13 protein-coding genes are annotated in these 12,817 nt (G+C 59.1%); 9 read left to right on the top strand and 4 right to left on the bottom strand.

The window, feature by feature from the left end:
- The first annotated feature begins 2 nt into the window (after window positions 1-2).
- From PW792_07440 to PW792_07400, 9 genes are read left to right on the top strand one after another with little or no spacing between them, the layout of a single operon-like run.
- Window positions 3-392, top strand: coding sequence for a hypothetical protein (locus tag PW792_07440; GenBank protein MDE1161766.1), 390 nt, complete (start codon window positions 3-5; stop codon window positions 390-392).
- Window positions 385-864 (top strand): hypothetical protein, encoded by a 480-nt coding sequence (locus tag PW792_07435; GenBank protein ID MDE1161765.1) that lies wholly within the window; start codon window positions 385-387, stop codon window positions 862-864. The genes PW792_07440 and PW792_07435 overlap by 8 nt, the downstream gene beginning before the upstream one ends.
- 13 nt (window positions 865-877) lie before the next feature.
- Complete coding sequence (locus PW792_07430) at window positions 878-3,253, top strand: molybdopterin-dependent oxidoreductase (protein MDE1161764.1); 2,376 nt, start codon at window positions 878-880, stop codon at window positions 3,251-3,253.
- 15 nt (window positions 3,254-3,268) lie between these two features.
- Window positions 3,269-4,348 (top strand): NADH-quinone oxidoreductase subunit NuoH, encoded by a 1,080-nt coding sequence (gene nuoH / locus PW792_07425; protein MDE1161763.1) that lies wholly within the window; start codon window positions 3,269-3,271, stop codon window positions 4,346-4,348.
- Window positions 4,349-4,388: 40 nt separating this feature from the next.
- Window positions 4,389-4,895, top strand: a complete 507-nt coding sequence (locus PW792_07420) for an NADH-quinone oxidoreductase subunit J (protein ID MDE1161762.1) — start codon at window positions 4,389-4,391, stop codon at window positions 4,893-4,895.
- A gap of 5 nt (window positions 4,896-4,900) precedes the next feature.
- Complete coding sequence (gene nuoK / locus PW792_07415) at window positions 4,901-5,203, top strand: NADH-quinone oxidoreductase subunit NuoK (GenBank protein MDE1161761.1); 303 nt, start codon at window positions 4,901-4,903, stop codon at window positions 5,201-5,203.
- 18 nt (window positions 5,204-5,221) lie between these two features.
- Complete coding sequence (gene nuoL / locus PW792_07410; GenBank protein MDE1161760.1) at window positions 5,222-7,201, top strand: NADH-quinone oxidoreductase subunit L; 1,980 nt, start codon at window positions 5,222-5,224, stop codon at window positions 7,199-7,201.
- Entirely contained in the window at window positions 7,201-8,793 is a 1,593-nt protein-coding gene (locus PW792_07405; GenBank protein MDE1161759.1) for an NADH-quinone oxidoreductase subunit M, read from the top strand. The genes nuoL and PW792_07405 overlap by 1 nt, the downstream gene beginning before the upstream one ends.
- Window positions 8,794-10,326, top strand: coding sequence for an NADH-quinone oxidoreductase subunit N (locus PW792_07400; protein MDE1161758.1), 1,533 nt, complete (start codon window positions 8,794-8,796; stop codon window positions 10,324-10,326).
- 559 nt (window positions 10,327-10,885) lie between these two features.
- On the opposite strand, the gene PW792_07395 is transcribed toward PW792_07400, so the two are convergent.
- The 4 genes from PW792_07395 to PW792_07380 form a co-directional block, all read right to left on the bottom strand.
- A complete protein-coding gene (locus PW792_07395) occupies window positions 10,886-11,185 on the bottom strand; it encodes an ATP synthase F0 subunit C (GenBank protein MDE1161757.1) in 300 nt (99 codons plus the stop codon).
- A gap of 158 nt (window positions 11,186-11,343) precedes the next feature.
- A complete protein-coding gene (atpB, locus tag PW792_07390; GenBank protein MDE1161756.1) occupies window positions 11,344-12,075 on the bottom strand; it encodes a F0F1 ATP synthase subunit A in 732 nt (243 codons plus the stop codon).
- 31 nt (window positions 12,076-12,106) lie between these two features.
- The gene (locus tag PW792_07385) at window positions 12,107-12,535 is read right to left on the bottom strand and encodes a hypothetical protein (GenBank protein MDE1161755.1); all 429 of its coding nucleotides are present in this window, start codon (window positions 12,533-12,535) and stop codon (window positions 12,107-12,109) included.
- A complete protein-coding gene (locus PW792_07380; GenBank protein ID MDE1161754.1) occupies window positions 12,535-12,777 on the bottom strand; it encodes an AtpZ/AtpI family protein in 243 nt (80 codons plus the stop codon). The genes PW792_07385 and PW792_07380 overlap by 1 nt, the downstream gene beginning before the upstream one ends.
- Window positions 12,778-12,817: the final 40 nt, after the last annotated feature.

Below are 12,817 nucleotides of genomic sequence, written 5' to 3'. Positions count from 1 at the left end.
CTATGCGTAAATTAATCGCCATTACCGCACTGTTCGCCGCCGCAGCACTTCCGCTCGGCGCACAGACCCACCCCACCCACCATGCCGGTGACTGGTGGCGGAATCATAATGACGATTACCACTTCGCATACCTCAGCGGCTACAAATCAGCTCTGCACCATCAGATCGGTCACGACACACCGCTGACACCGTTCTCTGCCTATGCCGTTCGCGCTGGCGTGAATAAGTTCTATAACGACTTCCGCAACCGCAATATCGTGATTGACGACGCGATCATTTATGTCGGCAAACAGTTGAGCGGAGCTTCCAAGCACGACCTCGACCAGGAACTTTTGGGAATGCGCGCCAACGCCGCAAAGCTTGCTCCTGAAGGGGATGGAAGCGATGACTAACTTCCCTCTCAAAGCGACCGCACTCACCGCAGCGATTCTTGCTGCGGCTTCGGTCGTGTCGGGCTGCAAAGCCCGTGAGATGGGCATCACCTTCTCCAACACGCAAGCCACCAGCGTAGACGACAGCTGGCTGCTCGCAGCCTACGCCTGCTGGCCCGACATGGCTCACGTCGGCTACTCGAAGGCTGACATCAAGCGGTACCTTTCTGACCCGCTCCACTTCCGTGCGGCGTTTGCGGCTTACTCTCCGCTTTCGGACGCTTCGCTGATTAAAATTGTGGCCCAACCGGTGCTCGATGCTCCGGTTCCTGACACCTCTGTTCTCGAACACTCCCTCAATCCCGTCATCACACGCCGACAGGCATTGGCGGGAGGCAGCATTCGCGGAACCTTGACTTCTGACAACAATAGCCTTGCCCCGGCGGACACCTTGTGCGCCATCCAGGCTGGAACCCCGGTAGGATTCAAATAGGACACCAACGTTTATGGCTGATGTGAACTTCACAGTCGATGGAAAGAAGCTGACCGCTGCCGCGGGCACGCTGCTCATTGACGCCTGCAAGTCTGCTGGCATCGAGATCCCCGCCTTTTGCTACTATCCTGGGCTCTCGCTGCAGGCTGCCTGCCGCATGTGCGTCGTGCGCATCGAAAAGATGCCCAAGCTGCAGACCGCGTGCACCACTCCGGTCGCTGAAGGCATGAATGTGACGACCGAGTCACCCGAGATTGCGCAAGCCCGCAAGGCGACGCTGCAACTCCTGCTCGGCAACCATCCGCTCGACTGCCCAGTTTGCGACGCTGGCGGCGAGTGCGAACTGCAGGACATGACGTTCAAATATGGCGCAGCGGAATCCTTCTACGCTGAACCGAAGAACCATCGCGAAGAGCAGCAGTGGTCGCCGGTTGTTTACTTCGATCGCCCACGCTGCATCCTTTGCTACCGCTGCGTACGTATGTGCGGCGAAGGCATGGACGTCTTCGCTCTCGGTATCCAGAACCGCGGCTCTTCCGCAGTCATCGCGCCGAACGTTCCCGCAGAACTTTCACCCGAGCACCTCGCCCAGGTTGATTGCGAGCAGTGCGGCATGTGCATCGACGCCTGCCCCGTAGGCGCACTCACCTCTGGCACCTATCGCTACAAGACCCGCCCGTGGGAGATGAACCACGTGGCCACAGTCTGCACGCACTGCGGCGATGGTTGCAAGACGACGCTCGGCGTCCGCTCCGTAAACGAAGGTTCAGAGATCGTTCGCGGCGACAACCGCGACAAGAGCGGCATCAACGGCGACTTCCTCTGCAACAAGGGCCGTTATGCGTTCGACTTTGCCAACAACGAAACCCGCCTTACCCAGCCGCTCGTCCGTAAGAACGGCAAGCTGGTGGAAGTGGGCTGGGAAGAAGCCCTCACCGTTGCCGCTGACAAGCTCCGCGCAGCCCGTGATGGCAAGGGCGTTGGCGTCATCGGCTCCAACCGTACAACGAACGAAGAGAACTACCTGCTTCAGAAGTTTGCCCGCACGGTACTCGGTACCAACAACATCGACCATCACCGCACGGCCGACTACGTCACGCTCGCCGCAGCACTTCAGGGTGCAGAAGGCCGCTTCGCCTCGCAGCATGACGTTGAGAAAGCACCTGCAGTCCTTCTGATCGGTGGCGACCCGACGAATCAGGCTCCTCTTACCGCATGGAACCTGCGCACAAACGTCCGCCTCAACAAGGCAAAGGTCTTCATCGCGAACCATGAAGAGATTAAGCTCCGCCGTCAGGCACGCCGCTTCGTCCGTGTCGCCGAGTTCGGCTATGGGGCCTTTGCGAGCTACCTCGCTGGCGATGATACCCAGGCCAACGCCGCCTCCACGCTGTCCCAGGCAGATGAGCTTTCATCGTTCCGTGAGGCCATCAAGGCCGAGGAGCAGCTCGTCGTCGTGATCGGCAACGAAGTACGAGGTGGTGAGCTCGCGAAGCTTATCGCGACACTGCCGAATGCAAAGTTCGCTCTCACGGCGGATTACGCAAACTCGCGCGGCGCAGCGGACATGGGCCTGCTGCCCGACATGCTGCCCGGCTATCAGCCGCTCGCAGGCTCTTCGCTGGCGGCAACCTACAACGCTCCCGCAGAGCCCGGCCTTGATCTACTGGCGATGATGGACGCAGCAGCCAACGGCTCGCTTGATGCTCTTTACGTCGTCGGAGCAAACCCTGTGAAGCGCTTTGGTGTAGACGCGGCCTCACTCGCAGGCGCCACGCTCATCGTGCAGGACATGTTCCTCACCGAGACCGCAGCGCTTGCCGAGGTTGTCTTCCCTGCAACGAACCTCTACGAGAAGGCCGGCTCCGTCACCAACAGCTACGGCGATGTCCAACTCGTCTCAAAGGCAGCAGATAAGGCGGGCACTCGTTCGGACTTCGAACTCATCGTGCGCCTCGCCGATAAACTCGGCCACGACGTCAAGTCGCTCGTTCCCTTCGGCAAGGGTCTCCGCGCTGATCTCGGCCAGACCCGTGGCGCACAGTCCGGCGAAGCCGATCGTCATGCTGTGTGGCTTGCAGCCAACAATCTTGAGCCCAAGCTTTCGCCGTTCGATCCATTTGCGATCCTCGACGAGATCCAGCGCCTCGTGCCCGGCTACGACAAGCTTCTTCGCCTCCAGCTCCTTTCCGGCAACGATCAGCACATCGCCCCCGCAGCTTCGGGACTCGTGCAGATCCAGACCGCGACGGCCCGCAAGGACCTCGTGCTTCCCTCTTCCGACACGCTCTTCACCTCGGGCACGCTCACGGCTTACTCGCCGATGCTCAACGATGTGCAGCGCCACCAGGCCCGCGAAGTGGCCGACCACCTGGCGTCGGCCGATTAACCGCAAAGAGATCTGATGAGTCATCTTTCCCCACTTTTGACCTTCCTGCTGCTGACGATCCTGAAGATCGTGATCGTACTCGTGATCACGCTCACAGCGGTCGCCTACACTGTGCTGCTCGAGCGCAAACTGCTCGGGCGCATGCAGAACCGCTGGGGACCGTCACGCGTCGGTCCGTTCGGTTTACTGCAGCCCCTCGCCGACGGCATCAAGCTCTTCCTCAAGGAAGACCTTATGCCTCTCTCCGTTGAGCGTCCGCTCTTCGTGCTGGCTCCACTGATCGCTCTCGGTTGCGCGCTGATCTCCATCAGTGTCGTCCCCTTCGGCGCAGCGACACCGGTCACGGTGAACGGTGTCACGGTAGACTTCGGCGTCATCTCCGATCTCAACATCGGCCTGCTTGTCGTCCTCGGCATCACCTCGATCGGCGTTTACGGGATCGCGCTCTCCGGTTGGAGCTCGAACAACAAATACTCGCTCTTCGGCTCGCTTCGTGCTTCGGCGCAGCTCATCAGCTATGAGCTTGCGCTCGGCCTTTCACTCGTCGGCGTCGTGATGCGCGCTGGCTCGCTTCGTCTCCGCGACATCGTCGGCTCGCAGTCAGCACATGGTGCACTGAGCTGGAACGTCTTCGGTGGTTTCCAGACGATCGCCTTCTTCATCTATCTGATGGCGGCGTACGCGGAAACCAACCGCGCTCCGTTCGATCTGCCGGAAGCAGAATCAGAGCTCGTCGCGGGCTATCACACCGAGTACTCCTCGATGAAGTTCGCGATGTTCTTCATGGCCGAGTACGCCAACATGATCACGGTCGCCTGCGTGGCCTCGCTGCTCTTCCTCGGCGGCGCAACTTCGCCCTTCGGCCACATCTTCGATCACGTCCTGAATAACGCGGTCGTCAACTTCCTGATGCCATGCCTGTGGTTCGTGGCGAAGGTAATTTCCTTCATTGTCCTTTACATCTGGGTGCGCGCCACCGTTCCGCGCTTCCGTTACGACCAACTGATGAGCTTCGGCTGGAAGTTCCTACTTCCCGTCGCCATGCTCAATATCCTTGCAACGGCTCTGGTAATGGCATTCCGTAGCGCGGTTTAGAATCAGCTTCAACAGATCAAGAAAAGAGCAGCAACAGACAATGCAACTTGCACTGTTCATCATCTTCGGACTGCTGGCCGTCGCGGGCGCTATCAACCTGCTGGCCCAGAAACACCCGATCAACTCGGCGCTCTCGTTGATCGTCGTGATGATGTCGCTCGCGGTCCTCTACTTTTCGCTCGGCGCGGAGTTTCTGGCTGCGGCACAGGTCATCGTGTACTCCGGCGCCATCATGGTGCTCTTCGTTTTCGTCATCATGCTTCTGAATGCTGGCGAAGAAGAGCGAACCAAGGGCTCGCGCATCGCGTCGATCGCCGGATTCCCTGGCGCAGCAGCTATCTTTTGCCTGCTGACGTTCGTCTTCCTTCGCGAGAAGAACAACCTCGGTACAGCTCATGCGAGCTCGGGGATGTCCAGCGTCGTGACCAACATCGTCGAGATCTCGCATCAGCTCTTTACTAACCTGCTGCTGCCGTTTGAGGTCACCTCGATCCTCGTCCTCGTAGCTATCCTCGGCGCGGTTGTACTCGCGCGAAAGGAGCTCTAAGCCCCATGGTTCCTATTGCGTACTACCTCATTCTGGCCGCAATTCTTTTCACCGTTGGTGTGGCTGCGTTTCTTATCAAGCGCAACGTCATCACCATCTTCATGTCCATTGAGCTCATGCTCAACGCCGTCAACCTGACCTTCGTTGCCTTCAGCCACATGTGGCACCAGGTTTCCGGCCAGATTTTCGTCTTCTTCGTGATGGTCGTTGCAGCAGCGGAAGCCGCTGTTGGTCTGGCCATCATCATCGCGCTCTTCCGGGCGCGCCAAACGCTCAGCATCGACCAGGTCGACCTGATGAAGAACTAAAGGCTGCCACCGATACCGATGAATCCGAATCTGCTCTGGTACATTCCGCTTTTGCCGTTCGTGGGCTTCCTGCTCAACGGAACGCTCGGTCGCAAGCTGCCCCGCGCTGCCGTTACGGCGATCGCGCTGCTCTTTACAGCCGCGCCCGCAGCCATCGTTGCGAACATCTGGATCTACATGAAGTCTGCTGGTGCGCCGCTCACGCTTAGCGTCATCAGCAAGCCTTGGATCGCCGTCTCCGGCTTCCAGGTCAACTTCGCCTTCACGGTCGACCACCTGACGATGATCATGCTGGCGATCATCACCGGCGTGGGCTTCCTGATCCACCTTTACTCTGCTGGCTACATGGCGCATGAGGACGGCTTCTGGCGCTTCTTCGCCTACTTGAACCTTTTCATGTTCTTCATGCTGGTTCTGGTGCTCAGCGCAAACTTCCTGCTGCTCTTCGTCGGCTGGGAGGGTGTGGGCCTCGCGTCCTACCTGCTGATCGGCTTCTACTTCACCAAGGATTCTGCTGCCAACGCCGGCAAGAAGGCTTTCGTCGTCAACCGTATCGGTGACTTCGGCTTCCTGATCGCGATGTTCCTGATCATCGCGCACTTCGGAACGCTGAACTTCGACAGCGTCTTCCGTCAGCTCTCCTCGCACACGGAGGTCAGCACCTGCGTGCTCACGACGATCGGCTTCATGCTGCTGCTCGGAGCAACCGGCAAGTCTGCGCAAATTCCGCTGTACGTCTGGCTTCCGGACGCGATGGAAGGTCCGACACCTGTCTCGGCCCTCATCCACGCGGCAACGATGGTTACAGCAGGCATCTACATGATCGCCCGCTGCCACGTCCTTTTTGCTCTGACGCCTGCGGTCATGACGACCATCGCGATCATCGGCGCAGCCACCGCTTTGATGGCAGCCACGATCGGTATGGTGCAGCATGACATCAAGCGCGTCCTGGCCTACTCGACCGTTTCGCAGCTTGGCTACATGGTGCTCGCTCTCGGCGTAGGCGCGTACTCTGCGGGTATCTTCCACCTGATGACGCATGCTTTCTTCAAGGCGCTCCTCTTCCTCTCCGCTGGCTCTGTGATCCACGCTATGGGCGGCGAGCAGGACATGCGCAAGATGGGCGGCCTCTGGAAGAAAATTCCGATCACCTTCTGGACGATGACCTTCGGCGTTCTCGCCATCGCAGGTCTTCCACCCTTCGCGGGCTTCTTCTCGAAGGACGAAATCCTCTACTCCGCCTTTGCGGCTGGTACGACGGTCGGCAAGGTGACCTGGTTCATCGGGCTCATAACAGCCGGTCTTACCAGCTTCTACATGTTCCGCCTCTGGTTCAAGACCTTCTTCGGCGCTCCTCGCTTTGAAGAAGCTACCGAAGCACATCATGGGCATCATGACTCACATGCAGGACACGGCATTCACGTGCATGAGTCTCCGCTGGTCATGACGATACCCTTGATGGTGTTGGCTCTGCTTTCACTCATCGGTGGCTGGGTGGGTGTTCCTGAAGCTCTTCACGGTCACGCTGAGTTCTCGCACTTCCTCGCTCCTGTTTTCTCGAGCGCGGCTGAAGCGGCTCCCGAGGTCGCGAACCACTCTGTTGAACTTGGTCTTGCAGCTATCTCGGTGCTGACCGCACTGCTCGGCTTCTTCGTGGCTTACGTCATGTACTACCGCAAGCCCGGTACCGGTGCAGCCCTTGCCGCAAAGATGAAGCCCGTTTACAACCTGATCGATCACAAGTACTGGGTCGATGAGATCTACGGCACGGTCCTCGTTGCTCCTCTGCAGATGTTCTCGCGCTTCGTCCTCGGCGGAGTAGTTGAATCGGGTGTTGTCCAGGGTGTTCCGGCTGCTGGCGCAGGCATTACACGCGGCCTCAGCTCGATCACGCGCCGGATGCAGTCCGGTAACATCCGCTCTTACGCTGGCTGGCTCGCCTTTGGCGCTGCCGTCATCCTTCTCATTGCCATCTTTACGCAGGTGCCGGTCCGCTGATGAACTTCGATCACACCATCCTTTCGCTGATTGTCTTTACGCCGCTGGCCGGCGCGATTCTTCTCGCGCTGCTGCCAGAACGTGAAGGCAGCAAGCTGCATGCGGCGGCCGCTCTCGTTGTGACGCTGCTTACGTTCCTCTTCACGCTGCACCTCCCCTCCCACTTTCACTACGGTGTGTCGGGCTTCCAGTTCGAGCAAAATACGGAGTGGATCGCCTCGCCGGCCATCCGCTACCATCTCGGCGTCGATGGCCTCTCCATGTGGCTGGTCGTGTTGGCTGGGCTGTTGGCTCCGCTCGGCGTCCTAGCTTCCTGGAACAGCATCAAGAGCCGCACCAAGCTTTTCTACACGCTCTTCCTGCTGCAGCAGGTAGCGATGCTTGGCATTTTCGTTTCGCTTGACCTCTTCCTCTATTACGGCTTCTGGGAGCTCTCGCTCGTCCCGATGGCGCTGATGATCGCCGTCTTCGGTCGCACCGAGAACCGACGCAAAGCGGGCATGAAGTTCTTCATCTACGCCTTCATTCCCTCAGCTCTGCTGCTTGTTGCCATGCTTTGGCTCTACTCGCATACCGGCACGTTCGACTTCCCGGTACTGGTAGCTCTGGCTGCGAAGCACGCGATCAGCCCCAGTGCGAAGGCCCTGTGGTGGTGCTCGCTGGCGTTCCTGCTGGCGTTTGGTGTCAAGGTGCCAATCTTCCCGCTGAACGGCTGGCTCTCTGACGCAGTTCAGGAAGCTCCCACCGGCGCAGTGATGGTGCTTGCCGGAAAGCTGGGACTCTACTCGATCCTGCGCTTCTCCTTTGGCATCTTCCCTGACCAGTCACATGCGATTGCCCCGCTCCTAATGGCGCTTGGCGCAATCGGCATCGTCTACGGCGCGTTGCTGGCGCTGGTTCAGAACGACCTGAAGAAGCTTGCAGCGTTCTCGACACTTTCGCATGCCAGCTTCATCGTGCTCGGTGCATTCAGCTTCACCGCAATGGGTGTCAACGGCGCGGTCTTCCAGCTGTTGAACGAGTCGCTCATTGGCGCGGCGCTCTTTATCCTGCTAGGTCTTCTCTATGAACGCTACGGCACCTATGACATGCGCGACTACGGTGGGCTGGCGACCAAGCACCCGTGGATGGTCACGATGTTTATGATCACGGCTCTTGCTGCGGTTGGCCTGCCGATGATGAACGGTTTCGTTGGCGAGTTCCTGATCCTTGCAGGTGCGATGCAGTCCTTCGCCGCACACCACGCAGTGTGGTCCGTGCTTGGAACGACAGGCGTCGTCTTCAGCGCAGCGTACATGCTCACGCTCATCCAGAAGGTCTTCTACGGCAAGCTGGGTGTGCGCTCGGCAGAGGTTCAGGGCTTCGACCTGACCATCCGCGAGCACATCGAACTGTGGCCGCTTGCGATTCTCTTCCTGGTAATGGGTCTTGCGTCACCGTACTGGATGAAGTCCATCGACAGCTACGCCACGGCAACAGCCAGTCAGCCAGCACAGCTCGCTCCTGGCTCCATCCAGCACATCGAATCCGAAAGCTACGTGCCTGCTTCTACTGAAGCGGTGGTTCCAGCTTCGTCCGGGGAGGCCCGCTAAATGTCCACCAACCTCCTTGCAATTCTGCCTGAAGTCATCCTGACCATCACCGGTGTCATCGTGATGATGGCTGAACCGATGATCCCTGTGGGCACTTCGCGTAAAGCCCTCGGCTGGCTCACCGCTTTGGGAACGGCCCTGGCCGGTGGTTCGGCGATCCTGCAGCACCGCGTGGTCGACTCCAACGGTGCAGGTCTCCTCTCCGCCTTCTATGGAACGGTTCAGGTCGATAACTTCTCAGTCTTCTTCCACCTGCTTATCGCGGCCATCGTAATCGCTGTTGTCCTGGCGTCACTCGACTACTTCGACGGCCCGGTCACGCACGCTGGCGAGTACTTCGCGCTGGTCTGCTTCGGCGCAACGGGCATGATGCTGATGACCTGCTCGGTCGAGCTGCTGCTCGTCTTCATCGGTCTGGAGATCTCCTCGATCGCAACGTACATCCTCGCAGGCTTCCGCAAGGGACAGGCCACGGCTTCTGAATCGGCTCTGAAGTACTTCCTGCTTGGTTCGTTCGCGACCGCCTTCACGCTGTACGGTATCGCGCTCGCGTTTGGCGCTACCGGCTCGACGTCACTCGCAGTGCTGGCGCTCACACTTCATTCGTCGATGACTCCGACGCTGGCGGTTCTCTCTATCGCGATGATGATGATCGGCTTCGGCTTCAAGGTCTCGGCGGCGCCATTCCATGTGTGGACACCCGATGTCTACCAGGGCGCTCCTGCTCCAGTGGTTGCGTTGATGTCAACGGCTCCGAAGGCTGCGGTTTTCGCTGTTCTGCTGCGCGTGCTCTTCAATGGCGCTCCGGAGCTTCGCGGTGAGTGGCTGCTGATTATCCTCGTCTTCGCAGTGGCTTCGATGTGTATCGGCAACTTCGGTGCACTGATGCAGAAGGACGTGAAGCGGCTTCTGGCGTACTCCTCGATCGCCCATGCAGGTTACCTGCTGGTCGGCTTCGTCGGAATTCATCAGGAAGCGGTTTCAACCGCCTGCTTCTACACCGCGGCTTATGCAGCGATGAACGTTGGCGCATTGCTGGTAATCACGCAACTCGGCGGCTACGAAGAAAAGGCACGCACGATCGACGATTTCACGGGCATGGGACTCAAGCGGCCGGTACTGGCATCGCTACTTGGCTTCTTTCTGATCTCGATGATCGGCATCCCATTCACGGGCGGCTTCTTCGGCAAGTTCTACGTTTTCTCGACGGCCGTACACTCGGGGATGACCTGGTTGGCAATTGTTGGTCTCGCAAACTCGGGTATAGCCTGCTTCTACTACCTGCGCTTGCTCATCGCTCTCTTCTCACGTCCGGTCGGACAGACGGGAGCCGAACCCGCAGCGAAGGTCTCGCCAATTGCTGTCGTGGCTGTTGCGGCCTGCGCTCTTGGAACGCTCGCTCTCGGTATCGTTCCGGGACGCGTGCTCAATCTGTTGCAGCGTTCAACACCGACACTGGTGGTTGGTCCGGTGTTGACGCCTGACGCAGCTCCTGGGCCGGTGGCGGAGACTCCGGTTTCGGCGGTTCGCTAAGCTCTTTAGCCTTAGGAACAAGAACGGCCCGGCGATCCGCCGGGCCGTTTCCTTTGCCCCTCACCCTATTGCCTGGTTGGTTGCCAACCCACATGCTGATGCTGCATGGGTTGTTGGAGCACCTGTGTGCGTCGGACAATCTAGCTAGTTAGGCATTCAAGAGCTCTCTATTCAGAATAGCGAATTGAGTGGTAATTTCGCGCAAACTATATTCGTCATGGAATCAGATAGTTCGGCGTGACAAGGGCTTGACAGCGTTCTGTTCTGATTGGGGCTACTACGATGTCATCGGATGGGTACCTAAATGCATGAGGCTCAGAGCAGCGGTGAGAAGAGGGCGAGGCTCGTGGAAGTTGAAGCGACGCCCCGCGATGTCCCCTCGGGGGAGGAGAGGCGACAAACACCCTTTAGCTATGCTCAGGTGTCCTCGAAAGTCGATAGCAAATGGTCCATGCCCACGCTCTAAGACCCGCGACATGCTCATCTAACAAGAGAAAGCCCCCGCCGAAGCGGGGGCTTTTCTTAGCTCGATTGATTCGGCAGACCGAACCTGACGGGCTTACTTGACCTTCAGGAAGATGATAACGAAGGTGAAGAGAGCCAGTGACTCGATGAAAGCCAGACCGAGAATCAGGAAGATGAAGATGCCAGGGCGAGCACCCGGGTTGCGGGCGAGCGCTTCCGAAGCCGAAGCGGTTGCCTTACCCTGCGCAAGACCGCAGAGACCAGCAGCGAGGGCCATCGAGAGACCAGCAGCGAGAGGAACCCACTGGTTGGTGGCGGCAGCTTCCTGAGCGAAAGCCGGGGTGGCGAGCAGCATGGCTGCGAGCGCCGTGAAGATGTACTGAAGAGTCTTCATGAACGTACTCCGTGCTCCCATAGATCTCGCCGCCAGTGGGTGGTTGAGACTCACCGTACTGGTCCCCTCACGCTTGCGGCGGAAACCTTCTGCAGCCAGGGAGCGCCCAAACTGCAGAATTCTTGTGCGCCGGGACCGTTGCCAGTCCCGGCTGAATCTTAGTGGTCGTGCGAGACGGCGAGCGACAGGTAGATCGCCGCGAGCAGCATGAATACGTACGCCTGAACGATGGCCACGCCGAGGTGGAGTCCCATGAAAACGAGTGGGATACCGACTGGAACCAGCGAGAAGAACGCCAGGGTCAGCAGGTCGCCGGCGAACATGTTGGCGTAAAGACGAACCGTAAGCGAAAGAATACGCGCGAAGTGCGAGATGATTTCGATCGGCAGCATCAGCCAGGAGATCGCCCACACGGGGCCGAGGAACTGCTTGATGTACGCAAAGCCGTTCACGCGGATGCCATGGTAGTGGTAGTACACAAACGTGACGAGAGCCAGACCAAGCGGCACGACGACGTCAGCGGTCGGCGATTCGAGCCCCGGGACGAGACCCATGAGGTTCGCCAGCAGGATGAACAACGCGATCGTCGTGAGGAAACCGACGAAGCGTTCGTAGCCGTGGCCGATGATCTGCGAAGCCTGATCAGCCACAAACTCCTGGCTCATTTCGGCGAGATGCTGCACACCGTTAGGCTTTTCAACGTTCATGGAGACACGGACGATGACGAAGTACACCAGCAATGCGGCGAAGACAAGCAGCTCCATCGCGAACGAGTTCGTGATGGGCGCACTGGCGTACTTCGGCGTGACGTGCACGGCGGCCAGGAGCTTGTCCACCGGAGCGGCGAACAAATGATTCAGAAATCGAGTGAGCAGAAGTTGTGTCGGCATAGCTATTTTGTGTGGAGGCGCAGGTTTACGGCTAGACCGTCCATGCCTTGACTGTACGAATCGCTTCGATTGTCAGGGCTACGATCCCCATTCCGAGCCCAGCAAAGAGCGCGTAAACAGAACCATCCAAGAGCTTAAGACTACCATAGAGCACCACAAGCATCAGCCCGAGGGTGAGGAAGAAACCGAGGAGGACTCTGCCTAGAGGCCGGGGCGTGCGAGTATCGCTCGAAGTGTCCATGCGGGCGATGACGGCGGTCATCAGCCGGAGCCACTTCCAGAGGCCTGCGGCGGAGATAGCCGCACCCGCGACCAGGAGTAAAGCACTCTGCCAGCCGAGCTTCCAGGCGACGATGGGCGCGGTGATGACGGCCAGCAGAGCCACCCAGCGCAAGGCGCGGACGATGATGGCCGACGCTTCAGCGTCGGTGAAATTGGAAAGGTCGAACGTACTGCTCACTAGCTGCCCCGCTTCATATACCGCTGTGCCATGCGGAAGATCTGGATGAAGCCGCCGATGGCGCCGAGCACGATGCCGACGACGCCGATCCACTCCGTGTGGAAGTGCTTGTCCAGCGCGGAACCGAGCAGCCAGCCGAGTACGCAACCGATGGGCAGTACCAGCGCAAGCTGAATCATGGACTCGGCTTTTACCAGGTCGCTGAGTGCTCCGCTCTTTTTCTGTGGGTCGTTGTCTGTCATGGCTCTCAGTAGCTCCAAGGCCAAACTATACTGAACTCTG

The sequence above is a fragment of the Acidobacteriaceae bacterium genome (assembly GCA_028283655.1).
In the GTDB taxonomy this organism is placed as follows: Bacteria; Acidobacteriota; Terriglobia; order Terriglobales; family Acidobacteriaceae; genus Granulicella.
Note: the sequence above shows the minus strand (reverse complement) of the source record. Positions and strands in the feature narration are given on the sequence as shown.